We start from the raw sequence: 25204 nt of genomic DNA, 5'->3' as shown, positions 1-25204 counted from the left end.
GGGCAAAGTGAAGGAGATTAGCAGATGGGGACAGAGACGGTGAGATTGGGAACGGCAAAAACGCGGGGGGCTACACGGGTGATGCTGCTGGGAAGTGGGGAGCTAGGCAAAGAAGTCGCGATTGAACTGCAACGGCTTGGGGTCGAGGTCATCGCCGTGGACCGTTATGCGAATGCGCCCGCGATGCAGGTCGCCCATCGGAGCCATGTCATTGATATGCTGGACGAACGCGCTTTGCGCGGTGTGATCGCCCGTGAACGTCCCGATCTTGTTGTCCCTGAGATCGAAGCGATTGCGACGGACCTATTGGTCACGCTGGAGGCCGAAGGCTTACACGTCGTACCAACGGCGCGGGCCGCGAAATTGACCATGGACCGTGAAGGCATCCGCCGGATGGCCGCTGAAGAGCTGGGTTTGCTGACATCGCCCTATCGCTTTGCCGATAGTGAGGATGAGGCGCGCAAGGCCGCGGACGCGATTGGCTACCCTGTCGTGATTAAACCGGTCATGAGCTCATCAGGTAAGGGGCAGAGTGTAGCCAAGAACGCCGCTGATATGGCTGATGTGTGGCGCTATAGCCAAGACGGCGGTCGAACGGGGGCGTCGCGCATTATTGTCGAAGGGTTTGTCGATTTTGATTATGAAATTACCCTGCTGACCGTTCGCCATTCTGACGGACACGGCGGGACACGCACGACCGTGTGCGCGCCGATTGGTCATCGCCAAGTTGATGGCGATTACCGCGAAAGTTGGCAGCCCCAGCGAATGAGCGATACCGCACTCCGGGCGGCCACACAGATGGCCGAACGGGCCTGCGCGGCTCTTGTTGGAGATCGTCCGGGTTGGGGCGTGTTCGGGGTCGAAATGTTCATCAAGGGTGATGTGGTTATTTTTTCCGAAGCCTCACCCCGTCCGCATGATACTGGGCTCGTGACGCTGATCAGCCAAGATCTGTCAGAATTTGCGCTGCACGTCCGGGCTATCCTCGGCTTGCCGATCCCCGCCATCCGTCAATTTGGACCGAGCGCGTCGCATGTTATACTGGGTCATGGCACGTCCAACAACCCTGCCTTTGACGGCGTGGACGCGGCGCTTGCAGAGTCTGACACGCAGCTCCGCGTGTTTGGCAAACCGTCCTTAGCGGGGACGCGCCGATTAGGGGTCGCGTTGGCGCGCGGAGAGACGATTGAGGCTGCACGAGCGAGGGCGGAGCGATCTGCGACAGCCGTTATTGTCAGTCTTGATTAAGTCGTCTTGATTTTTCCAAACAAGACCGCCGCGACTTTGCGGATTTGAATTTCCTCAGACCCTTCGGTGATGCGGTAGCGGCGGTGATGGCGATAAATATGCTCGAACGGTTTGTGCCGGGAATAGCCCATGCCGCCATGGACTTGCATGGCGCGGTCCGCCGCCTGACAGACAAGGCGGTTGGCGCGGTAGTTACACATGCTGACCTTATCCGTCAGTCGCTTGGCTACCTCAACCTTACTCATTCCGTCCATTTCATGGGCCGTTTTATAGATCAGTAAGCGCAGCATTTCAGCTTCGGTTTGAAGCTCGACAAGTGGGAATTGGATCGCTTGATTGAGCCAGAGGGGTTTGCCGAATGGCGCACGTTCCTTGGCGTAGCGCACACTCTCATCAATACAATATTGCGCCGCGCCGAGCGAACTGGCGGCCTGACGAATCCGGTTTTCGTGAACGAAATGCTGCGCGCAGGCGAGGCCGAAATCGAGATCGCCAAGCACCATATCGTCGGGGACGAAGACGTCATGAAAGCTGCACTTCGGATGATCAGTCGGCATGTTGAACGTCCACAGATACTCGCCAACCTCAAACCCTTGGGCCTGTGTATCGACAACAAAACAGCCGATCCCGCGGGCGCTTCCGTCTTCGCCGGAGTGCCGCGCAAAGCACATGACATGGGTCGCGACATGCAAGCCGGTGGTCCACATTTTATGGCCATTGATACGCCAGCCTTTAACGCCGTCTTGTGTGTGGCGAACGGCGCGTGTTTCCATCCATGTGGCGTCAGAGCCGTGGTCTTCTTCCGTCAGCCCGAAGCTCCATAACATTTCCCCCCGGCACATCGGCTCGATGAATTGTTTTTGCGCCTCAGTCCCGAAGTCGCGCACCATGAGGGGCTGGACGAGATTACCAACGATGGAATGTTCATTTTGAAGATCATTGTGCAGGCCGAGCCCTTTGGCGGCGAAATGCTCACGAATGCGGGCCATGGCGAGATTACCGCCGTTTTGCCCGCCAAACTCCTTTGGCAGCTGAAACCGAAAATGACCTGCAGCATCGGCGCGCTTTCGGGCCACTGTCAGGAGCGCTTCCCAGTCTTTGCTGGGTAATCCGCCTTGATCCCAATCGGTCCGAGCGTTCTCTCGTCGGTGATCAAAGAAACGGATGTTATCGTCTTGATTTTCTAACGGTTTGATCTGTTCATCAATGAAATCGTCGAGCGTGATGAGGTAGTCTTCGATGTCTACGGGCGTTTGGAACAAGTTTTGCATAGGGTAAAGCCTATCATCCGTCAGGCGCTGACGGAACGCAGGAGACGTCATCATCCGGTTTGTAATTAAGCCGGTTCATTTTGAGAAAGATTATTGTGCTAGGAAGGACGACCAATTGTAAAGGGTCGATGGGGTGCACCGCCTCCAGCACAAGGACGCAACCATGAAATTCATCCGCATATTTATAGGGCTTTTTACCCTGATCATGATGGGCTTTGTCCTGTCCGCAACCTACGCTCAATCGGCTGGCGCAGAGGTTTCGGTCCAAAGACCCAACACCGATATCGCCGTGATCCATTTTCGCGGTGGCCGCCTCGTGCAAAGCACGGAGCAATATGGCCGTTGGTTTGAAAAGCGAAATAATGGCGTCATCAATTACGAATTCTTTGAAACGGCGTCCACGGCGCAGTCAATTGAACTGACAGGGCCCAATGGCCAAGTGAAATTATTCGTCGATTTGACGAATAAAATTATCAAAGGGCAATGGCCCGGCCAAGCACCGAAACCAATCTACACGATCACGAAGATCGAACAGATGGTCTTCATTCAAACGCCCGGCACTCAGCCGCCGGTCGTTCAACCTCCTGTGGTCGCTCCCCCTGTTGCACATCCGCCTGTGGTGACGCCTCCGGTTGTCAATCCGTCGGCCCCATTGCCAAAAGACCTGATGTCCGCGACATATGTGGGCGGACAATTTATGCAGGTGTCAGACGTGGTTTGGGAGCAAAACACCGAAAATGGTGAGGCGTTTCATCTCCAAGTCGTCGGCTATGATGAGCACAGTCTCTATCTGTATGATGCGTCGCGCCACACGTTCGTGACGTTGGAACCGCGCGCTAAACGCTCTCGGATTGCTGTGGGCGGAGACTATTTGCGTCCGTTTCAGACGTTGACGACAGTGTCAGCTGAGCCGCACACGCCGATTCCCCCCGTCCCAAATGGCACGTTAAGCCAAGCCGATAAGCTCGCTTGTGTGCAACGCGGTGGGTATGTGGAACGGGCGGGGATGCTCGGCGCTGAGCGCTGTACGACCCCCTTTAGTGACGGCGGCCTTGTCTGCACGGATTCAAACCAGTGTCAGGGGCAATGTCGCGGCGATCTATCCAGCGAAATGGGAGCCTCCGTCAGTGGCGTCTGTCAGGCCAATGACAATCCGTTCGGGTGTTTCTCCGAAGTCGTGAATGGTCAAGCGGGTCCCGGGCTCTGCGTCGACTGAGGAGGGTCTTTACGGGGCGTGCCATGATTTGAGCCGGCGCCCGGCTCAAATTGGGTCGCGCGCAATATGTTTCCCGTCAATGGCCCAATGAGCCTCGAACGGGCGATGTCCATCCTACCCTGCGCTATCTTCGCCCGTTGTATTTCATGCGCGTGGGCGGCATATCATGCGCATGCAATTCCAACTCACCGAAGACCTGACGATGATTCAGGACATGGCGGCCCAATTCGCCAAAACTGAGCTCGCGCCCCATGCCGAACGCTGGGACCGAGAAAAAGCGCTCGACCGTTCGGTTTTCACGAAGGCGGCCGACCTCGGGTTTCTCGGCATTTATATTCCCGAAGAGGATGGCGGCACAGGGCTAACCCGGCTCGCTTCGGCCATGGTGTTTGAACAGCTGGCGGCGGGCGACGTGTCGCACACGGCCATGATGACAATCCATAATATGGCGACATGGATGATCTCGCGTTTTGGCGACGCGACTCTCAAATCGCGTTATGTTCCTAAGCTGGTCGCGGGCGAGCTGATTGCGTCATACTGTTTGACTGAGCCGGGCGCAGGCTCGGACGCGGCGTCGCTATCGACCAAGGCGGTGCGAGACGGCGATGATTATGTCCTCAACGGGAGCAAGCAGTTTATTTCCGGCGCAGGTTGGTCGGATGTCTATGTCGTGATGGCACGTACGTCGGATGATGGGGCGAAAGGTGTCTCCTGTTTCGTCATCGACAAAGACGCGCCCGGCCTGTCCTTTGGTCCGAATGAGCGCAAGATGGGCTGGCATGCCCAACCGACCGCGCAAGTGATCTTTGAGGATTGTCGTATTCCCGCCGCAAACCGAGTCGGCGCAGAAGGCGACGGTTTTAAATTTGCCATGGCGGGGCTCGATGGCGGGCGGATTAATATCGGCGCCTGTTCGCTCGGCGGGGCGTCGGCTGCGCTAAAGCTGGCGACGGATTATGCGAAAGAACGCAAGCAATTTGGCAAAGCGATTGCAGATTTCCAAAACACACAATTCCGTCTCGCCGATATGGCGACAGAGTTGGAAGCTTCCCGATTGATGATTTACCGGGGTGCGGATGCCATCGATAATAAAGCGCCGAATGCTGGCATGTATTGCGCGATGGGCAAACGGTTCGCGACGGACCTCTGCTCCAAAATTGCGAACGACGCGTTGCAGGTTCACGGCGGGTATGGCTATCTGGCGGACTATCAAGTCGAACGGATCGTGCGCGATTTACGCGTCCATCAGATCCTCGAAGGCACGAACGACATTATGCGCGTGATTATCTCGCGCGGCATGTTGCGCCAATAACACCGATCCATCCCCGTCGATAAACGGAAGAATTTGGAATGACTATGACCGACACGATTATCGCTCGGATCGAAGGCTCACTCGGCCGGATCACGCTGAATCGCCCCAAGGCGCTCAATGCGCTGACAGAAGAGATGTGCGTTGCGATCACGCAGGCACTTATTACCTGGCAGGATGACGACACGGTCAAAGCCGTGCTTGTCGATGGGGAAGGCGACCGCGCGTTTTGCGCGGGCGGCGACGTCATTATGTTACATGACAGCGGCAAAGCCAAAGACAGCCGGGCGGAAACATTCTGGCGCGTGGAATATGCGCTCAATGAACTGATCCAAAGCTATTCCAAGCCCTATATCGCGCTGATCGATGGCATCGTCATGGGCGGCGGTGTTGGCCTGTCCGTGCATGGACAGTACCGCGTCGCGGGCAATACGACCCTCTTTGCAATGCCCGAAACCGGCATCGGTTATTTCCCGGATGTGGGCGGGACTTACTTTCTGCCGAGACTGGGCATGGCGGTTGGGAATTGGCTGGGTTTAACCGGCGCGCGGTTGGGCCCAACGCAATCTGTGGGGCTCGGAGTCGCGACGCATTTCGTGCCCACTCAGACCCACGGCGCGATGATCGAGGCCCTATCAGGTGCGGACGATGTTGCGGCTGTTCTGGAGCATTTCAACGAAGCGCCACCCGAATGTGAGGATATTCCGGATGCAGTGAATATGTTTGATGCAACTCGGGTTGCTGACATTCTCGCCGCTCTGGATTCTGATGGATCAGACTGGACCGCACATCAGGCTAAGCTTATCCGTCGCAAAAGCCCGCTGGCCATGGCAACGACGTTGGAAGCGATGCGCCGGGGCGCGGACCTCGATTTTCGCGCGGCTATGAGCGCCGAACTCGACCTCTCACTTAACTTCCTGACCATTCAGGATTTTTACGAAGGAATCCGCGCACAACTGATCGACAAAGACCGCAATCCGGGCTGGTCGCATGATGGCGTGGAGAGTGTAACGGTAGAGCAGGTTGAGCGTATGTTTCGACAGGCCGCCGACCCCCGTTTGGAGTTTTTAACATGATTATTGCGTTTATCGGGCTCGGAAATATGGGCGGTGGAATGGCCGCGAATTTGGCGAGGGATAATGCCGTCAAAGCGTTTGATTTGTCGGAAGTCGCGCTCACGAAAGCTGTGCAATCCGGTTGCTCCAAAGCGGATACAGTGGCCGCAGCGGTCATTGGCGCCGACGCAGTTGTCACCATGCTTCCGGCGGGCGCGCATGTCCGCTCGGTCTATGCTGATGTGTTTAACCACGCTGCGCCGGGCACGTTGATGATTGATTGTTCGACGGTGGATGTGGACAGCGCCCGCGCCGTGATTGCGCAGGCGACGGAAGCGGGCTTTGACATGATCGACGCGCCTGTGTCCGGCGGCACCAAAGGCGCGGCCGACGGCACGCTGACTTTCATGTGCGGCGGGACAGACGAGGCCTACGCGCGTGCCAAACCCCTGCTCGACATCATGGGAAAGAACGTCTTCCATGCGGGCGCAGCGGGCAATGGGCAAGTCGCCAAGATCTGCAACAACATGCTGCTCGGCATCCATATGATCGGGACGTGTGAAGCGTTTAACCTGGCGGATAAACTCGGCCTCGACGCGCAGACATTTTACGACATCAGCAGCACCGCGTCCGGTCAAAACTGGTCGATGACAAGCTACTGCCCCGCGCCGGGACCTGTTGCGAGCGCACCGAGTAATAGGGGCTATCAGCCGGGTTTTGCCGCCGCGATGATGCTCAAGGATTTGCGGCTCGCGAAAGAAGCGGCGAGCACCGCGCGGGCGGCGACACCGTTAGGCGCGCAAGCCGAAGCGATGTACGCGCTGATGGAGGCTGCAGGGGAGGGTGGTTTGGACTTTTCGGGCGTCATGAAACTGATCGACGGGTCGCTATAAAAAAGGCCGCTCAATGAGCGGCCTTTTATCTGAATTGATTGAACCGCTTACGTGTTCATGCTGTCGAAGAAATCGCTATTGCTCTTCGTGTCTTTCAACTTGCCAAGCAGGAATTCAATCGCATCCATCGTGCCCATCGGGTTGAGGATGCGGCGCAGGATGTAGGTCTTAGTAAGCTCGGATGGCGGGACGAGGAGTTCCTCTTTCCGTGTGCCGGACTTGGTCACATCAATCGCGGGGAAGATGCGCTTGTCGGCGACTTTCCGGTCAAGAATGATTTCTGAGTTACCCGTGCCTTTGAATTCCTCAAAGATAACTTCGTCCATTTTGGAGCCGGTATCGATCAGCGCCGTGGCGATGATGGTCAGCGAGCCGCCATCTTCGATATTCCGTGCCGCACCAAAGAAACGCTTCGGGCGTTGTAGCGCGTTGGCGTCCACACCACCGGTCAGCACTTTACCAGAGCTTGGTACAACCGTGTTATAGGCGCGGCCGAGTCTGGTGATCGAGTCGAGCAAGATGACGACATCTTTGCCGCTTTCGACCAAACGTTTAGCTTTTTGGATCACCATTTCGGCGACTTGGACGTGGCGTGTGGCGGGTTCGTCAAAGGTTGAGGACACAACCTCGCCCTTCACGGAGCGCTGCATGTCGGTCACTTCTTCCGGACGTTCGTCGATCAGCAGGACAAGCACGTAACATTCTGGGTGGTTGCGCTCGATAGAGTGCGCGATGTTTTGCAGCAGCACTGTTTTACCTGTGCGCGGTGGGGCCACGATCAAGGCGCGCTGGCCTTTACCAATCGGCGCAACAATATCGATGACGCGACCCGATGTGTCTTTCAACGTTGGATCTTCGATTTCCATTTTGAAACGCTCATCCGGATAAAGCGGCGTGAGGTTGTCAAAGTGGGCTTTCATCCGCGCCTGTTCCGGCGTCGAATAGTTGATTTCTTCCGCTTTATTGAGCGCGAAATAACGTTCGTCATTCTTTGGCGCATCAAGCAAGCCAGAGATAGTATCGCCGGTCCGTAGACCGTGTTTTCGGATGTCCGTATGGCTGACATAAATGTCGTCAGGTCCCGCGAGATAATTGGCTTCTGGTGCGCGAAGAAAGCCGAAGCCATCCTGCAGCACTTCCAACACGCCGCGTCCGCGTACGAGGACGCCCCGCTCGGCTAAGTCTTTGAGTGTTTGGTAAAAAATATCCTGCTTGCGCATGGATCCGGGGTTTTCAATCCCGACAGTTTCAGCAAACTGGTTGAGTTCGCCGGGTTTCATCGCTTTCAAATCATCCAGCGAGATGGTTTCGAGTTGGTCAATCGGTGTATCGACAGTCATGGTATAATCTTTGGTAGAGCGCGCACGAGAGGACCCCGAGCGGCTATTAGTCTAAATGGGAGAGGCAAAGCCTTCGATCGTGTGAGGGCCATAAAGAGGCGGGCTCACACGGTGCAGCCGGACGGCTGTTAGTTATTAGATAGGCGAGCCACCCTGCGCGGTCAAGCACCTGTCGTATTCGTAGACCAATATTATTTGGATAGTGTAAACCACTATCAATGCGAAGAGCAATTGACGCTACCGTCTCGACATTGGACAAGATAGCTATGAAACTTTTGGTAATTGCCTTTGCTCTATCCGCCGCTTCGGCTCCGGCATTTGCGTCTGATTCTGTGCATGGTCTTTGGTTGACCGAGGCCGGGACCGGCACGGTCCGTGTCGCAGATTGCGGGGATGGAACACCGTGCGGCATCATTGAAACCGCCGAAATTCCTGACGGCGAACCGGCGACCGATGTTAACAACGCCGATCCGGCCAAGCGAAATGAACCCATTATTGGGCTGACTATGCTCGATGGGTTTGAGCAGAGCGGCGATAAATGGAAAAAAGGCCGAATCTATAACCCAGAAGACGGCAAAAGCTATAAATCCTCAATCCAGCTTGACGATGACCCTGGTGTGCTAAAGGTCAAAGGCTGTATCGCCTTTCTCTGCCAGACTCAGCGCTGGACGCGGGTGGAAGAGTAGGACAACAAACCATTCTCGGCTTTTCCTCTCTGAGCGCTTCCATAATGCTTGCTTTTCTATAAAAGCGGCTATCAAAGTCATTAATTACGGCTGAAACCTGATGAAACTCACTCTCGAACGCAGCGCACTCCTGACCGGCCTGTCCCATGTCCAATCCGTTGTGGAGCGGCGTAACACGATCCCGATCTTGTCAAACGTCCTCATGGGCGCAGATGGCGGTCGTCTGACCTTAGTCGCGACCGATCTGGATATTGAAGTGTCTGAGTCGGTCGACGCCAGCGTGGACGCGCCGGGTCAAGTGACGGCCCCCGCGCACACACTCTATGATATTGTCCGCAAATTGCCCGATGGCGCACAAGTGCAATTGACGATTAATGATGATGATCGGCTCGACATTGATGCGGGGCCTGCGCATTTCACCCTGCCTTTGCTGCCGTCTGGTGACTTCCCAAAAATGACAGCGGATGGGTTTACTCATGATTTTACCTTGCCTGCCTCTGAGCTTTCGCGCCTGATCGACAAAACACGCTTTGCGATATCGACCGAGGAAACGCGCTACTACCTCAACGGCATTTATTTACATTCCAAAGACGGTTTGCTGCGGGCGGTTGCGACTGACGGACACCGTTTGGCCTTGGCTGAACAAACGCTTCCGGCTGGGTCTGACGGCATGCCCGGTGTGATCATCCCGCGCAAAACAATTGCCGAGCTACGCAAGCTCATCGACGGGACAAACGCCGATGTGTCGGTGGCTGTATCCGAATCAAAGATCCGGTTCACGACGGGAACTGTCGTGCTGACGTCCAAACTGATCGATGGGACATTCCCGGACTATGAACGCGTGATCCCCCGCACGAACACCAAAGAGTTGGTGCTGGATAATAAGGTTTTTGCATCCGCCGTTGACCGCGTCCAGACGATCTCGGCAGAAAAATCACGCTCGGTCAAACTCTCGCTAACCGACAGTAACCTCGCGCTCTCGGTCAATAACCCCGAGAGCGGACAGGCGCGTGAAGACTTGCCCGTCAATTATGATGATGAAGCGCTCGAAATTGGGTTTAATGCCAAATATCTCCTCGATGTCGCAGGCCAAATTGAAGGCCAAGACGCGACGTTTATGCTTGAATCCGCTTCTTCGCCCGCGCTGGTGACAGATTCAGATGATGATCAAGCGCTGTTCGTGTTGATGCCGCTTCGCGTCTAAAAGGCGCGTCGCGACCCATCAGTGGCCTCGCTCACTTCGCTCAGATTAACGGACTTCCGGTCTTATGACCGGCTTGATTTGGACTTGTCGCCCGGGCCCATTGTGTTGTTCGGGGCGAACGGGGCCGGCAAAACCAACCTCATGGAAGCGATCTCGCTGCTGTCGCCGGGGCGGGGGCTGCGCGGTGCCGGGATTGATGCGCTTGCCCGCGTGAATGCGGGGCAGACCGCGCCCGCGTGGGGCGTAAACGCTGAACTCGATGATGAAACTCGCGTCTCGGTTGGGCAGGTGCCAGATAGTCCGCGCCGTCGGGTCGTGCGTATTAATCGGACCAATGCCACCGCGGCGCAATTGGCGGAATTGCTAACGGTCCAATGGTTGACCCCCGCTCAGGATCGTTTGTTCACTGGACCCGAAGGCGACCGCCGTAAATTTTTAGATCGTCTCGCGCTCGCGTTTGATCCGTCGCATGGCGTGTCCAGTATACGGTATGAAAAAGCGCGCGCAGAACGCAATCGTTTGCTCTCTGACGGAATTTCAGACGTATCTTGGTATGACGCATTGGAAATGGATATGGCCACGTGTGGCGCAAAGGTTGCTAAAACCCGCGTCGACACCATCGAGCGGCTCCGTGAAGCGATTGCGGAGCGCGACACATCGGCGTTCCCGCAAGCCGAAATTTCGATTGAAGGCACGGTTGAGGCACTGCTTATTGAGGGTGTCTATCTTGATGACGCTGAGAATGATTTTCGGGAACGCTTGGCCGAAACACGCGCGATGGATCGGCGGGCAGGGCGCTCGCTGACGGGACCGCACCGTTCAGAGATTAAAGTCATTCATCACGGCAAAGCCATGCCCGCGGGTCTGTGCTCAACCGGGGAACAAAAGGCCTTATTGATCGGGCTGATTTTAGCCCATGCTCGCGCTCAGGTGACGCGCTCACCAATTTTACTGCTTGATGAGGTCGCCGCGCATTTAGATGCGGAACGCCGCCAAGCGCTATCGGACGAATTAATCGATTTGGGTTTGCAAGTCTTTATGACCGGAACGGACCGGGCGCTGTTCACTGATTTTGCCGACCGGGCGCAATGGTTTGAGGTTGGCAATAGTGTGGTCAGCCGATCTGAATGAAAAGCGCTCCGTCCTTGCCGGAGCAAGGACGGAGCATCGGAACCGAAACGGGGCGCATTGTCCGGGTCCGATATTCAATTTTGTTGGGTCATTCTGCTTTGCGCGGGCATTAGCGACGTCAAAATGAACGTACCCTATATGGGGTTCGTTTCAACTCACCAACAGAGCAGCCCACATCACTAACAGGTGAGTCCTTAGCCTACGGTGCGAAATCCACGGCCTACGGTGTGAAGCTCACTGTGGGTTGTCAGATTTAGTCCCTATTTTAGGAGGATGGGTCTCTCGCCTGTTTCGCCTGCGGCTTCCCGCCGAATGAGTCCATGTAAGGATGGTAGGTCATCAACCATGGCAAACGCAATCCGGCGGGCATGGCCCAAAACGGACAAAGGTCCACGCGATGGGGCTGCCGAGAAGGCCGTCGTCATCGTGCCTAAACTGGCTTCATCCGTCTGACGCCACCGCTCATAACCGATCAATCCGGCTGTGCCGATGTCTTGGCCAGTCGCCACCGCATCGCCAATCGTTTGCGCGAGCGCGGCAATATCGCGAATGCCCAAGTTCAATCCTTGGCCCGCGAGGGGATGGATCACCCGAGCCGCATCACCGACCAAGGCGACACGGCCTTTGCTCAAGGCTTCGCAGCGTTGCGCAATAAGGGGGTAGCTCTGAACTGGCGCGTCTAGACCGGTGACACCTAAGGCCTGCCAAAGCCGATCATCAATGAGCGCGATTAGCGCGTCTTCAGACAATAACCGGGCCGCTTTCACAGCCTCCGTCCGGTCGGACCAAACAATCTGCGAGCGATGACCCACAGATGTCGTCGCGAGCGGGAGTGAGGCCACCGCTCCGACGGATTGGAATCGTTGTAAGGCCATACCGTCATGCGGTTCCGCGTGAATAATTGTCGTCACCAAGGCTTGTTGTTTAAAATCGTGCGTCGTCACAGAGAGGCCCGCCATCCGGCGCACCGCGCTATTGCGACCGTCAGCCGCCACCACCAAAGCGGCAGTCAATTGCGTGCCATCACTGAGCGACAAAGTTGCCAAGCTGTCTTGATCAAGGCCGTCAACCCGAACCTCATCCCGCAGCACCACTGCGCTATTTTTAAGGCGTTTCAACAGAGCCGCGCGCAGGGCTTCGTTTTCGACATTATAGGCCAAGGGTTCGTCGCCAGTGTCTGGTAGCTCGAACTGCCACGGCGTGTCCGCGGATCCTTCACCGACGCGCATTCCGGTCATGGGTGTGGCGTCGATCCCGTCTATACCAAGCCGTGCCAGCATCCGCATGGCCGACGGCGTCAGGGCCGTGACACGACCATCTTTTGATGTGCTGTTGATCTGACCCGCATCAATCAGCGTCACCTCGCAGCCCGGACCCTGCGTCTTATCGGATAGGGTGAGGGCAGCCAGCAAACCTGATAGACCTGCGCCAATGACGGCGATTTGTGTGTGTTCACTCATAATGGCGTTCATAATCCTGCGAGGCCGGCTTTGAAAGACGGCATTTCGTCCACAGCTGGACCTTTCGTTTTAACCCCGCCTTTACGCCTCTGCGTCACACTTCCTTAACCCGTTTCCCAGCTTTCGGACCCCAAATGAGCCCGCCGCCTGCCGCCACTGCCCAATATGAGGAATATTCGCCCGAAGCAATTCAGGCGATGATGGATGCTGTGACGCAAGAACAAGCGAGCGCGTGGAAGCGTGCCGTCGCCGCGATCGCCATGATTGGGCTGGGCGCAATGTTGCTGATGGCACAGATAAGCTATTCTCCTTTTGATGCCACGATGGATACGGCGGGCGTCGGCGGATTGGCCAATTGGCTCGGCCGCCCTGGCGCATGGATGGCCAATATATCGATGCAGACATTGGGTCTCGGGGGCCTGCTGGCCAGCGCCTTGATCGTCTTTTCCGGATTGCGGCGCTTGATCCGCAAAACAGTGTTTGTGCAATCCAAAGGGGATCGGGCAGGCCGCGCTTTGATATTCACAGGGGCCGTTCTTCTGGGGGCTGCGACCCTGTCAGCGTTTCCGATTCCACAAAATTGGCCAATGGCCTCTGGTTTGGGGGGCTGGTTTGGCGATTTGATGCACTTGGGGCTGAAGGACTGGCTGGATCATTTTAATATTCCGCTGTCAGGCGGTCTTGTCGCGCTCGTAACCTTTATCGGGCTTGGCGCGTGTTTGGCTCGCCACTTCGGGATAGTGCGCCGCGATGTTGTTGATATTGTCGACGCGGTCGGATTGGTCTGGGCGTATATTCGTGTCGCCGTCGATACGCTTGCGGCGTGGCTGGTGCGAATTTTTCGCCGGAGTTACGATGCGGACATTGCGTCGCAGGATGTTGGGATCCGCACGATTCCAGACGCGCCGTTGGGTCATGTTGCGGTTCCGCCCGCGCCGGTTATGGCCCCGGCGCCCGTTGTTGTATCGACGCCAAAAATCATCACGCCGGCTCCGAAACCTAAGCCCAAAGCGGCCCCTCAGGCGGCGGCGCGGAAGGTCGCAAGTCCGAAACGGGGACAGCCTGAGTTTGATTTCTCAAATGCGACCGGATTTGTTTTGCCTCCCCCGGATCTACTCACCGCGCCACCGCCGCGCAGTACGATTCGCGATGATGCAATGTTGGCGCGTCAGAGCGACCAGTTGCATCGCGTTATGGGCGACTATGGCGTCGAAGGCGAAATGGGGAATGTGCGCCCTGGTCCTGTTGTCACCATGTTTGAATTTGAGCCCGCACCGGGCGTGAAATCGTCGCGCGTGATCAATCTCGCGTCTGATATTGCCCGCAATATGTCGGCGCAATCGGCGCGGATCGCCGTCGTTCCGGGACGTAATTTGCTGGGCGTCGAAATGCCGAACCGCAAGCGCGAGACCGTGTGGTTGCGCGAAATGCTGGAGTCTGACGAGTTCCAAAATTCTGATGCGCGTCTGCCGTTGATCATGGGTGAAGATATTGGCGGCATTCCGTTTGTCACAGATCTGGCGGCGATGCCACATATGTTGGTTGCGGGCACGACCGGGTCGGGTAAATCCGTCGCCGTCAATGCCATGATCCTGTCCTTGATGTCCAAGCTGACACCGGATGAGTGCAAGTTCATTATGATCGATCCGAAAATGCTCGAGCTGTCGGTTTATGACGGCGCGCCGCACTTGCTCGCTCCTGTTGTGACGGAGCCGGGCAAGGCTGTCGTCGCGTTGAAATGGGCCGTGCGCGAGATGGAAGACCGCTACCGCAAAATGAGCCAAGTGAATGTGCGCGGCATGGAAGCGTTCAACAAAAAAGTCGCGGAATCCAAAGCTTCCGGCAAAACGCTGTCCAAGACCGTGCAGACAGGGTTTGACCACGAAACCGGCGAACCTGTGTTCGAGACGCAGGAATTTGAATTCGAAGCCATGCCCTATATCGTCGTGATTATTGACGAGATGGCGGACCTGATGATGGTCGCCAAAAAAGATATTGAAGGCTCGATCCAGCGTCTCGCACAAATGGCGCGCGCGGCGGGTATCCACCTTATCGTCGCGACGCAGCGCCCCTCGACCGACGTTATTACTGGCACGATCAAATCCAACTTCCCCACCAAAGTCTGTTTCCGCGTCGGCTCCAAGATTGATAGCCGCGTCATCCTCGGCGAAATGGGCGGCGAACAATTGCTCGGCAAAGGCGATATGTTGTTCCTCTCGACCAGTGGTCCGAAACGCTATCACGGCCCGTTCGTGTCCGACTCAGAAGTCGAACGCATCGCTAATTTCGTTCGCGCCCAAGGCTCGCCGGCTTACCTCGACGCCGTGACGGAAGAGCGCGATGAAGAAGCGCCCAGTGATTCCACCCTCGCCGGGGGCGGCTCAGACGGCGGGTCTTTGTTTGACCAAGCCGTGGCGATTGTCGCCAATGACCGCAAAGCCTCAACCAGCTATATTCAGCGCCGCCTGTCCATCGGCTATAACCGCGCGGCCGACCTGATCGACCGGATGGAACAAGAAGGCATGATCAGCGAGGCCCGCAGTGGCGGCAAACGCGAAATTTTCTTGCCGGAAAACGAAGCGTTTTAATCCCGCGTCGCCCCAACCTACCGTCTGCTGGATCGGTGATATCGGACTAAGTCTTAAGCTCGGACAAATGAATGCCGATGATGCCCGCGAGGATTAAACCAATACAAAATATCCGCGTGGCGTCGACGGACTCATTATAGAGCGACACGCCGATCACCAGCGCCCCGACGATCCCAATCCCGGTCCAAAGCGCATAGGCGACACTAATCGGGATCGTGCGCACGGCCAGCGATAGGAAAAATATGCTGAGCAGGAGCAGGCTGAGGGTGATAAAAATCGCCGAAAAATCGGTCACACTCGTCACGCGTTTGAGGGCGTAAACCCACGCGATTTCAAACAGGCTCGCAATCAGTAAGAAAATCCAAGACATAACGACTCCGCGTATTTTTCGGGTCGTCCCTATGAAAGCTGGATACACGCGGTCGTCCGCGAAGCTCACTCAAAATAGTCACCCTCACGCTGCCGTCAATCTCAAATTCTCTGTGAGACACGATTTCCCCATCGGACCGCGCGGCCCAACCTGACTCCAAAACACGCGCCCACGTCCCACCGTGCATCAAGGCAACGGCACAGTCGCAAATCGTGAAAAGTGACACGAGCGCGGGCGCTCCCCCGTGACGGGTAGAGCAATAGAGAACCGATTTACACGAAGGCAGAGCCCGCGCGCTTGGGGGCGCATCCAAACAAAGCCTTGTGACCCGGCAGATCTTCATCACGTCCGGGACGGTGAGACAGGATGGCGGACTTTCGGTCTGGTCCTCTCTACCGATAAATTAGGTGTCCCTCTGACATTCAGGCTTTCGCCATTATGCCAAACAGCCCCCAATCCATCATCAATCGCTTTGTCGGATGGAACCGCGCGCGCCGCATTACCTCGCCCACCGTCCAGCCCACCAAACCCCCGCCAGCATAAGAGCAATGCCTCTCTCGTGTCCGAAGCGGGTGAGGGTAAAGTGCAGGCGTTTTGGACAGCGGGGGTGGGGTTGTTGGGATTGATGTGGGGGTTGTGATATATGGAGGGGTTGGGGTGGATGAAGTTGATATCTTTTGTATCTATTTTGGTTTGATTTGGTTTTTATCAGTAAATCGGAGAGCGACCGGATATGACCGCTATGGGGCAAAACCAGACCATAGAAGGGAGTCTTAAAACGCTCAAAGAAGGCCACTCGCCAAGGTGTTGAAGCATTGGACCTCGATGATGTGTTGACCAAGAATTATGTTGAGGAAAGTTGTATGGTTACTATATTACCTATGTCGTAGATTTATGATAAGAAGTGAGAGACATCCAAATGCGACATATTTTTATTCTATGCTTTGCCGCTTTTAGCATTACAGCTTGTGCGACAGGTTACCAAGTCGGGCAAGGCATAGACACCGCGCTTGTTACTTTCGAAAAAGGTGATTTTGATGGCTTGGGCTTGGGTAGATCAACGTCAAAGCAATATAATACGCCTGCCAATGCTGGTAGTTGCGACGCACCAAAGCTCCTTGCCAATTTCACATGGATAGGACCTGAGGCGAAAACAAAGCAAATTGAAGCCGGGAAGGCGATAACGATAGCGGCATTGACGATTGATCAAAATGTTTCGGCTGGGGTAAATGAGATAAGAACAGACCAAAAAACAACTTGTAGCTCACGGGTAACGTTCACTCCAGTTGCAGGTGAGAGCTATCGTATAAAGCTGGTGGAGACGGCGTCTGGAGCATGTTCACTAGACTTCGTGAATGCAGAAACAGGCAACACACCGGAGACGGCGCGGATTGAAGACCAATATAGCTGTTTAGTCCCGTCCACGCCTTGAACCGTAAAATAAGTTATGGCGTTATTGATAACCCTCTATTTAGGCCAGCCTTCAGACCGCGCCTGATATTAGTACGTATGGGGATGAATTTGCTATTCTTCTGAGTGGCTTAAAATCGCTCAAAGTAGGACACTGAGTCAACGTCCGCGTTGGGGGGATTCGACGGCGTGATGCGCTGACTAAGCTTGCGTGCTGACGTCAATGCCGAGAGTGCTTATGAGATAGTAATATCCGAATATAATCAGAATAAAAAACCCGAATAAAATCAGCTCATGCTTAAAGTGATGTGTGTGAAAGAAATTTCGGTCTCGATGGTGAAAGACATCTAACAGCTCATCGCCAAAACGAATGGACAGAAATGTCCCAAATCCTGAGAGCAGAATAATGCCCCAATAGGGGTAAGGCGTTGTGATTATCTGTTGCAAGAGCTTGGTTAGGATCGTGGTGTCATAATAGTGACTGGCAAAGGTCATCGTGCCCGCATTGATGAGAACAGCCACCGTCCAGACAGCGATTTCTGAAACAACCATGCGAATGCCGAACAGGAGTCGCAGCGGGAAATCCAACAAGAAACCCGCATCGGCGATCGGCGTACAAAAGACGAAAAAACTCCACGTCAGTAAGGCGGCAATCCCGCCCGTGAGCAAATCATACTGCAGTGTGAGGTAGATGAAATACCCGAGCATGAGCGCCAAGAGCAGGGCAAATTTTATATAGACTTGTGTGTGCGTTTTATGGGCGGGTTTGATCATGCGAGGCGTATCGAACCCGTGTGAAAAATAGCAAGCACCTATTCAGGCCATCCCCCCCCATTCCTCCGCGCGCGACACATCCGCAGCTGAAAACAGGACCATTCCCGACCGCAATCGCGAACACATCAGGTCTGCGTTCGTAATGTCCTTGTTTGATCGACGGCCCCATTCTAAATCCCTTGCATGCCCACCTATATTCTCTCCGCCTCCATACTCTTGTCTGTTCTGTACGGGGTCGTATTGTGTTATCGTCGACCCAGCGTCATCAAGACGGTGGTTAAAGTCGCGGCGACGGCCTTGCTCACGCTTTGGGCCTATGTTCTCGGCGGGCCTTGGTTGCTGGTCGCGGCCTTGGCCTTTGGGACCCTCGGTGACGGCTTCATGTCCGGCGATCCGAAAAAGTGGTTGCTCCCCGGCTTACTCGCCTTTTTCGTCGGCCACCTCGCCTATCTGGCGCTGTTCATGACGGCGCCCCATGCGCCCCTTGATGGTGTGACTCTGTCCATTGCCTGTGCCGTATTCCTCTTAACCGGAGGCTTCCTTCTGTATCTCTGGGAATCGCTCGGGGACATGCGGTGGCCGGTCGTGGCCTATACGACTGTCATCGCGTTTATGGGCGCGACGGCGGCCCTGCTAGATATCGGAACGCCGCTCGTGGCAGTGGGGGCGGCGATGTTCATCTTATCCGATGTGCTGGTGGCGTTGGAAGTATTCAAATTCGAAGAGGACGCCCGCATTCGATTATTGACGAGCCCGCTTTTATGGGCGCTCTATTTTGGCGGGCAGGCCCTGATTGCCTATGGGTTTTTATTAAATTCACAATTGCTATGAGCCGCATTCCCAACACACGCCGAACCCGCTAACCTACCTCTATGCCCTCGACCTCCACACCTCCGCGCGCGTGGCAGCGTATGCTGTCAGGCCGCCGCCTTGACCTGCTCGACCCGTCGCCGCTCGATATTGAAATTGAAGACATCGCGCGTGGCCTTGCGCGCGTGGCGCGGTGGAATGGGCAGACGTCGGGTGATCATGCGTTTTCAGTGGCGGAACATAGTGTCGTGGTCGAAAATTTATATGCGCAGCTTTATCCGACCGCGTCGGCCAAAGAGCGGATGACGGCCTTGCTGCATGATGCGGCGGAATATGTGATCGGCGATATGATCAGCCCGTTTAAGGCGGCGCTGGGCTATGACTATAAAGCGTTCGAGCAGCGCTTGGACGAGGCGGTGAACCGCCGCTTTGACTTGCCCGCAAAGACCCCGCCGCGCCTGAAAAAACGCATCAAACGGTGTGACGTGATTTGCGCCTGGTTTGAGGCGACGCAGATTGCGGGCTTCACGGTGGAGGAGGCGGATCAGCTGTTTATCACACCGCCCAAGGGCGTGCATGTCACGATTGATCCCTATCCGGTTGTCGCTGCGGAGGCTTTGTTTTTGGCGCGGTTTGAGGTGTTAGACGCCGCTTTGCGCTAAACTTATTGCCTATCCCCGCCGCGCCCGCGGATGCGCCGCCGCGTGAACGGCGCGCAGCCGTTCGGCGTCCACATCGGTATAGCGCTGCGTGGTCGAGAGGCTGGCATGGCCGAGCAGTTGCTGGATCGTGCGCAGATCACCGCCGCCCGCGAGCAAATGGGTGGCAAAACTGTGGCGCAGCGCGTGGGGCGTGGCGGTTTCCGGTAGGCCGAGTGCGCCGCGTAAATGCTGGACTGCGCCTTGCACGGTTCGCGGGCCGAGGGCACCGCCCCGGGCGCCGCGAAACAGCGGCGTGCCCGGATCAAGCGGATGCGGGCAGAGATGGACATAATGGGCGACGGCATCGCGAACGGCGGGCAGTAGCGGCACAAGCCGGGACTTGCCGCCCTTACCGACGATGATGAGCGTCTCGCCGAGCGGCAGCGCGTCAGTGGTCAGGCCGAGCGCTTCACTGATCCGCAGTCCTGCGCCATAGGCGAGGGTGAGCACGGCGCCATTGCGGGCGTCGACCCAATTATCCGACTGTGAGCCCGCGTGGACAAGATCCTTTGCGCCTTCAATCGACAAGGCTTTCGGCACGGGGCGCTTGGCGCGCGGCCCTTTAATCAGGGCGATGGCGCTATTGGCGACGTCCCAACGACGTTCGAGATAGCGAAAGAATGTCCGTAGGGCGGAGAGCAACCGTTGCACCGAGGCAGAGCCGAGCCCCGCGCCCCGCCGGTGGGCGAGGTAGGCGCGAAAGTCGGTCGGGACGAGTCCCGCCAGCGCGCGCAGTCCGGCCGGCTCGCCGAGGTGGCGGGAGAGGAAGCTCTGAAAATCGCGAATATCACGACCATAGGCCTCCACCGTTTTGGGTGACAAGCGACGTTCACCCGCGAGGTGGCTCAAGAAGGTGGTGCGCACATCGTCGGCCGGAATGTTCGGAATGGCAATGTTCATAGTAGAAGTCACGCGGCCACCGTGCGACAACAATGTCAATAAAATGCAAAAGGACCCTCACTCATGACATTTCGTTCTGCTCTCATCCTCTCGTCTGCGTGTTTGCTTGCCGCCTGTGCGACAGCCCCGGAGATTCTCAACGTCTCAACCGTGCATGACCGAACGCTGACGCTGGATACGCATATTGATATCCCCCTGACCTATATGACCGAGATTGATCCGTCGGCGCAGACAGAGCTTCAGGTCGACCTGCCAAAGCTAGCCGCGGGTAAGCTCGATAGCGGCTTTTGGATTGTCTATACGCCCCAAGGCGACATGACGGAGGCCGGTTACGCGGCGGCGCTCGATATTGCCCGTACGCGCGTAACGGCGATTGAAGCCCTGACCGACACGCATTCGGATAATTTCGAGTTGGCGCTCACGGCGAATGATGTGCGGCGAATCGTTGGGGCGGGCAAACATGCCGTCCTTATTGGGATGGAAAATGCGTTCCCGCTCGGCCCCGACTTATCCACGTTGGACCATTGGGCGGATCACGGCGTGCGCTATGTTGGGATCACCCATTTCGGCAATAATCAATTCGGCGATAGCTCTAACCCGCATCCCGAGCGGGACGGCGGTGTCGGCACGTGGGGCGGTCTGTCGCCACTCGGCGAATCGCTGGTCGGACGTCTCAATGATCTCGGCATTATGGTCGATGTGTCCCACACGGGGAAACTGACCATGATGCAGGCGGCGGACCTGTCGCGCACGCCGATCATAGCGTCGCATAGCGGCGTGAAAGCGGTCGCGGACACGGCGCGCAATCTGGATGATGAGCAGCTGCGTAAAATTCGCGATGTCAATGGCGTGGCGCAAATGGTCGCGCTCGGCGCTTATGTGAAGCTGCCAACGGCGGCGCAACTGACAGCCCGGGAGGCGCTGGACGCTGAATATGGGGATCGCAATGGTTGGCCCCAAGCCAAGCAGGACGCCTATATGAAGCGACGGGCGATCATCACGGCAATGGCGCCCGAAGCCAGTGTCTCTGATTTCGTCGATCATATTGATCATGCGGTTCGCGTTGCGGGAATCGATCATGTCGGTATCGCGTCTGACTTTGACGGCGGTGGCGGCGTTGATGGTTGGAAAGATGCGTCTGAGACTGAGAACGTGACAGCCGAGTTGGTTAAGCGCGGCTATAGTGAAGCCGAGATCGGTAAAATCTGGGGCGGTAATTTGCTGCGGGTGCTGGAAGCGGTCGAGGCGGGCGCTAAGTAAGCTGATCCTCGACACTTTTTGCCGAGGTTACTATCGGCGACGCGCCCATGACTGAACGGCCCCGGCGACACACGCCGTGGCCGCGCATATACCGCATTCGAGAGTTGACGGGGCAATGGGCCATCCCTATAGGCCCGCACGTCAGTGGGCGTGCTGTCTGCGGGTTCCCGTAGAAACCTCGACCGAGACGAACTAGAGACACAAATTGGCCGGGTGGTTTACGCTACTGGGTTAGTTTTATTCAGCAGGCTCCGATTCTTCTAAAGTGGAAGGGTGGGTTGTCTGCGCTTTGTGCAGGACCTTTCCGCATTTACGTGGGAAATACTGCGAGAATGCGCCGCTTATCCGGCGCGGTATAAATATAAACGACAGCCGCGGCTTTTCCCGCGCGATGAAAAACAAGGACGGCTTGATGCCAACAATTCAGCAGCTCATCCGCAAACCGCGGAAAGATAAGCGCAGACGCAACAAGGTTCCGGCATTGGAAGCTTGTCCGCAAAAACGTGGCGTTTGTACGCGCGTTTATACAACAACTCCAAAGAAGCCGAACTCGGCTTTGCGGAAAGTGGCGAAAGTTCGCCTGACCAACGGTTTTGAGGTTTTATCCTACATTCCGGGTGAAGGTCACAATTTGCAAGAACACTCCGTTGTTCTGATCCGTGGCGGTCGTGTGAAAGATTTGCCAGGCGTGCGTTATCACGTTCTGCGTGGTGTTCTAGATACACAAGGCGTGAAAGATCGCCGTCAGCGTCGTTCGAAATACGGCGCGAAGCGTCCGAAGTAAGAGGGTAGAGAAACATGTCCCGTCGTCACAGAGCCGAGAAACGCGAAGTCCTGCCGGACGCCAAATATGGCGATATCGTGCTGACTAAGTTTATGAACGCCATCATGCTTGATGGTAAAAAATCCACTGCCGAAAACATTGTCTATGGGGCGATGGAAATCGTCGAAGACAAGGCCAAGACAGAGCCGATTCGTATCTTCCACGATGCGTTGGAAAACATCAAACCGTCCGTCGAGGTTCGTTCCCGTCGTGTCGGTGGTGCGACCTATCAGGTCCCCGTCGAAGTTCGTGTTGAACGCCGTCAGGCACTGGCCATTCGTTGGTTGGTTACTGCGTCGCGCAACCGCAATGAGAACACTATGCGCGAGCGTCTCGCGGGTGAATTGCTCGATGCGTCGAACAATCGCGGCACAGCCGTTAAAAAGCGCGAAGACACACACCGGATGGCCGAAGCCAACCGCGCGTTCTCGCACTACCGTTGGTAATAGACGGTTTATTTTGGCGGGGTGGATCTTTCGGTCCATCTCACCCATTCATTTTGATTACTGGAGCCTGAGATGGCACGCGACTACGAACTGAAGGACTACCGTAACTTCGGTATCATGGCCCACATCGATGCGGGTAAAACTACCTGCACTGAGCGGATCTTGTACTATACGGGTAAGAACCACAAAATTGCCGAAGTCCATGATGGTGCAGCCACGATGGATTGGATGGAGCAAGAGCAAGAGCGCGGCATCACAATTACGTCCGCTGCGACGACGTGTTTCTGGGCCGGCAAGCGTCTGAATATCATTGATACGCCTGGACACGTTGACTTCACGATTGAAGTTGAGCGTTCTTTGCGCGTGCTTGATGGTGCGGTTGCGCTGCTCGACGCCAACGCGGGTGTTGAGCCACAGACAGAGACTGTCTGGCGTCAGGCTGACAAATACCAAGTTCCACGTATGATCTTCATCAACAAAATGGATAAGATCGGCGCGAGCTTCTATAACTCCGTGCAATCTGTGAAAGATCGCTTGGGCGGAAACGCACTGGAAATGCAACTGCCGATCGGGTCAGAAGACCAGTTCAAAGGTGTTGTCGATCTGGTTAAAAATGTTGCTTACATGTGGGAAGCGGAAGCCGACCTCGGTGCGAGCTATGAGACCGTTCCTGTCCCTGAGGACATGAAAGAAAAAGTCGCGGAATATCGCACTGCGCTCATCGAAGCTGTGGCTGAGATGGATGATGCGGTCATGGAAAAGTACTTCGAAGGCGAAATGCCTGATGTCGCGACTATCCAACGCCTCGTTCGTGCGGCGACAATTGCGAACAAGGTTGTTCCTGTCTTCTGTGGCACTGCGTTTAAGAACAAAGGTGTTCAGCCTCTACTCGACGCCGTTGTTGCTTATCTGCCGAGCCCGCTCGACATTAAAGCGATCAAAGGTATCGACGCCAAGACTGGCGAAGAAGTTTTGCGCCCCTCATCGGATGAAGAGCCGCTCGCGATGCTGGCCTTCAAGATCATGAACGACAAATTCGTGGGTACGCTGACATTCTGCCGCATCTATTCGGGTAAGCTCGAAACAGGCACAACGCTTTTGAACTCTGTCAAAGAGCGTAAAGAGCGTGTCGGCCGGATGATGATGATGCACTCGAATGATCGTGAAGACATTCAAGAAGCTTTCGCGGGCGACATTATCGCGGTTGCGGGCCTTAAAGGCACGACAACAGGAGATACGCTTTGCGATACATCCAAGCCTGTCATTCTCGAGCGGATGGAATTCCCAGAGCCCGTGATTGAAATTGCTGTTGAGCCTAAAACCAAAACTGACCAAGAAAAGCTGGGCATTGGCCTGCAACGCTTGGCGGCTGAGGATCCCTCTTTCCGCGTCTCGACTGACCACGAATCCGGTCAAACGATCATGGCGGGCATGGGCGAATTGCACCTCGACATCCTAGTTGATCGTTTGCGTCGCGAATTTGGCGTTGAAGCCAATATCGGTCAGCCACAAGTGGCCTACCGTGAAGCGCTCGCGCATGACGTTGACATTGATTACACGCACAAGAAACAGTCCGGTGGTTCAGGCCAGTTCGGTCGCGTGAAGATCAAGTTCCAGCCGTTGGAGCCGGGTTCAGGCATCGTGTTCGAAAACTCAATTGTTGGTGGTAATGTTCCTCGCGAATATATCCCTGGTGTTGAGAAGGGTATCCGCACGATGGCCGAAACGGGTCTTCTGGCTGGTTTCCCGGTTATCGACTTTAAAGCTGAGCTTTATGATGGGGCTTACCATGATGTTGACTCCTCTGTGATGGCATTTGAGATCGCGGCCCGTGCTGCGTTCCGTCAGATCAAAACTGAAGGCAAAGTCAAACTGCTGGAACCCATCATGAAGGTCGAAGTTGTGACGCCTGATGAGTATATGGGTGATGTGATTGGCGATCTGAACTCCCGCCGTGGGATGATCGAAGGCACTGAAATGCGCGGTAATGCGAATGTCATTAACGCGATGGTGCCGCTGGCTAACATGTTTGGTTACGTCAATGATCTACGGTCCAAATCACAAGGTCGCGCACAGTTCACAATGACCTTCGATCACTATTCAGCCACACCGCAAGCCGTCATGGACGAAGTGATTTCAAAGCAAGGTGGCGCGTAACCACGCGCCCGGTCATTTAAACAATTTTAGAGTAAGAGGAGCCACTCATGGCTAAGGAAAAGTTCGAGCGTAATAAGCCACATGCCAATATCGGCACCATTGGTCACGTTGACCATGGTAAGACGACGCTGACAGCGGCGATTACGAAATAT

At 55.8% G+C, this 25204-nt stretch carries 23 protein-coding genes; 17 read left to right on the top strand and 6 right to left on the bottom strand.

Annotated elements, in window-relative coordinates; genetic code table 11:
• Positions 1–24: 24 nt before the first annotated feature.
• A complete protein-coding gene (purT, locus tag IE105_RS12895; RefSeq protein ID WP_189499123.1) occupies positions 25–1248 on the top strand; it encodes a formate-dependent phosphoribosylglycinamide formyltransferase in 1224 nt (407 codons plus the stop codon).
• Here purT and IE105_RS12890 read toward each other — a convergent pair.
• A complete protein-coding gene (locus IE105_RS12890) occupies positions 1245–2519 on the bottom strand; it encodes an acyl-CoA dehydrogenase family protein (RefSeq protein ID WP_189499200.1) in 1275 nt (424 codons plus the stop codon). The genes purT and IE105_RS12890 overlap by 4 nt on opposite strands.
• Before the next feature lie 163 nt (positions 2520–2682).
• On the opposite strand from IE105_RS12890, the gene IE105_RS12885 reads away from it, so the two are divergent.
• From IE105_RS12885 to mmsB, 4 genes are all read left to right on the top strand, one after another.
• A complete protein-coding gene (locus IE105_RS12885; RefSeq protein ID WP_189499207.1) occupies positions 2683–3735 on the top strand; it encodes a hypothetical protein in 1053 nt (350 codons plus the stop codon).
• A 172-nt stretch (positions 3736–3907) separates the two neighbouring features.
• Positions 3908–5047, top strand: a complete 1140-nt coding sequence (locus IE105_RS12880; protein ID WP_189499198.1) for an acyl-CoA dehydrogenase family protein — start codon at positions 3908–3910, stop codon at positions 5045–5047.
• Positions 5048–5091: 44 nt separating this feature from the next.
• Positions 5092–6120: an enoyl-CoA hydratase/isomerase family protein gene (locus tag IE105_RS12875; RefSeq protein WP_233354147.1), complete on the top strand. Its 1029-nt coding sequence runs from the start codon at positions 5092–5094 to the stop codon at positions 6118–6120.
• Positions 6117–6992 carry a 3-hydroxyisobutyrate dehydrogenase gene (gene mmsB / locus IE105_RS12870; protein WP_189499119.1) on the top strand — a complete coding sequence of 292 codons (876 nt, stop codon included), beginning with the start codon at positions 6117–6119 and terminating at the stop codon, positions 6990–6992. The genes IE105_RS12875 and mmsB overlap by 4 nt, the downstream gene beginning before the upstream one ends.
• Before the next feature lie 47 nt (positions 6993–7039).
• Here mmsB and rho read toward each other — a convergent pair whose 3' ends face one another.
• On the bottom strand, positions 7040–8332 hold the full coding sequence (gene rho / locus IE105_RS12865; protein ID WP_189499117.1) for a transcription termination factor Rho: 1293 nt from the start codon (positions 8330–8332) through the stop codon (positions 7040–7042).
• A 266-nt stretch (positions 8333–8598) separates the two neighbouring features.
• On the opposite strand from rho, the gene IE105_RS12860 reads away from it, so the two are divergent.
• The 3 genes from IE105_RS12860 (at position 8599) to recF (ending at position 11353) form a co-directional block, all read left to right on the top strand.
• Positions 8599–9018, top strand: coding sequence for a DUF2147 domain-containing protein (locus IE105_RS12860; protein ID WP_189499115.1), 420 nt, complete (start codon positions 8599–8601; stop codon positions 9016–9018).
• Positions 9019–9118: 100 nt separating this feature from the next.
• Positions 9119–10222, top strand: a complete 1104-nt coding sequence (gene dnaN / locus IE105_RS12855) for a DNA polymerase III subunit beta (RefSeq protein WP_189499114.1) — start codon at positions 9119–9121, stop codon at positions 10220–10222.
• Positions 10223–10243: 21 nt separating this feature from the next.
• A complete protein-coding gene (gene recF / locus IE105_RS12850; protein ID WP_189499112.1) occupies positions 10244–11353 on the top strand; it encodes a DNA replication/repair protein RecF in 1110 nt (369 codons plus the stop codon).
• A 260-nt stretch (positions 11354–11613) separates the two neighbouring features.
• Here the strand turns inward: recF and IE105_RS12845 are convergent, their stop codons facing one another.
• Positions 11614–12813, bottom strand: coding sequence for an FAD-dependent monooxygenase (locus tag IE105_RS12845; protein WP_189499110.1), 1200 nt, complete (start codon positions 12811–12813; stop codon positions 11614–11616).
• Between the two features lie 134 nt (positions 12814–12947).
• Between IE105_RS12845 and IE105_RS12840 the strand changes: the two genes are divergently transcribed.
• Positions 12948–15401, top strand: a complete 2454-nt coding sequence (locus IE105_RS12840; RefSeq protein WP_189499108.1) for a DNA translocase FtsK — start codon at positions 12948–12950, stop codon at positions 15399–15401.
• A 46-nt stretch (positions 15402–15447) separates the two neighbouring features.
• Here IE105_RS12840 and IE105_RS12835 read toward each other — a convergent pair whose 3' ends face one another.
• Positions 15448–15771, bottom strand: a complete 324-nt coding sequence (locus tag IE105_RS12835; protein WP_189499106.1) for a DMT family transporter — start codon at positions 15769–15771, stop codon at positions 15448–15450.
• Positions 15772–16690: 919 nt separating this feature from the next.
• Between IE105_RS12835 and IE105_RS12830 the strand changes: the two genes are divergently transcribed.
• Positions 16691–17203, top strand: coding sequence for a hypothetical protein (locus IE105_RS12830; protein ID WP_189499104.1), 513 nt, complete (start codon positions 16691–16693; stop codon positions 17201–17203).
• A 179-nt stretch (positions 17204–17382) separates the two neighbouring features.
• On the opposite strand, the gene IE105_RS12825 is transcribed toward IE105_RS12830, so the two are convergent.
• Positions 17383–17955, bottom strand: a complete 573-nt coding sequence (locus tag IE105_RS12825) for a hypothetical protein (protein ID WP_189499102.1) — start codon at positions 17953–17955, stop codon at positions 17383–17385.
• Positions 17956–18138: 183 nt separating this feature from the next.
• Between IE105_RS12825 and IE105_RS12820 the strand changes: the two genes are divergently transcribed.
• On the top strand, positions 18139–18786 hold the full coding sequence (locus IE105_RS12820) for a lysoplasmalogenase (RefSeq protein WP_189499100.1): 648 nt from the start codon (positions 18139–18141) through the stop codon (positions 18784–18786).
• A 41-nt stretch (positions 18787–18827) separates the two neighbouring features.
• A complete protein-coding gene (locus IE105_RS12815; RefSeq protein WP_233354146.1) occupies positions 18828–19427 on the top strand; it encodes an HD domain-containing protein in 600 nt (199 codons plus the stop codon).
• A gap of 9 nt (positions 19428–19436) precedes the next feature.
• Here IE105_RS12815 and IE105_RS12810 read toward each other — a convergent pair whose 3' ends face one another.
• Entirely contained in the window at positions 19437–20366 is a 930-nt protein-coding gene (locus tag IE105_RS12810) for a tyrosine recombinase XerC (protein WP_189499098.1), read from the bottom strand.
• 63 nt (positions 20367–20429) lie between these two features.
• On the opposite strand from IE105_RS12810, the gene IE105_RS12805 reads away from it, so the two are divergent.
• From IE105_RS12805 to IE105_RS12785, 5 genes are all read left to right on the top strand, one after another.
• Positions 20430–21626 carry a dipeptidase gene (locus IE105_RS12805; protein ID WP_189499095.1) on the top strand — a complete coding sequence of 399 codons (1197 nt, stop codon included), beginning with the start codon at positions 20430–20432 and terminating at the stop codon, positions 21624–21626.
• Between the two features lie 412 nt (positions 21627–22038).
• Positions 22039–22410: a 30S ribosomal protein S12 gene (gene rpsL / locus IE105_RS12800; protein ID WP_189499194.1), complete on the top strand. Its 372-nt coding sequence runs from the start codon at positions 22039–22041 to the stop codon at positions 22408–22410.
• A 14-nt stretch (positions 22411–22424) separates the two neighbouring features.
• Positions 22425–22895, top strand: coding sequence for a 30S ribosomal protein S7 (gene rpsG / locus IE105_RS12795; protein WP_189499093.1), 471 nt, complete (start codon positions 22425–22427; stop codon positions 22893–22895).
• A 72-nt stretch (positions 22896–22967) separates the two neighbouring features.
• A complete protein-coding gene (fusA, locus tag IE105_RS12790; protein ID WP_189499091.1) occupies positions 22968–25052 on the top strand; it encodes an elongation factor G in 2085 nt (694 codons plus the stop codon).
• A gap of 47 nt (positions 25053–25099) precedes the next feature.
• Positions 25100–25204: GTP-binding protein (locus IE105_RS12785; protein WP_233354145.1), on the top strand; the 105-nt coding region annotated here is incomplete at its 3' end.

The organism is Algimonas arctica, from assembly GCF_014652695.1.
Taxonomy (GTDB): Bacteria; Pseudomonadota; Alphaproteobacteria; order Caulobacterales; family Maricaulaceae; genus Litorimonas; species Litorimonas arctica.
Note: the sequence above shows the minus strand (reverse complement) of the source record. Positions and strands in the feature narration are given on the sequence as shown.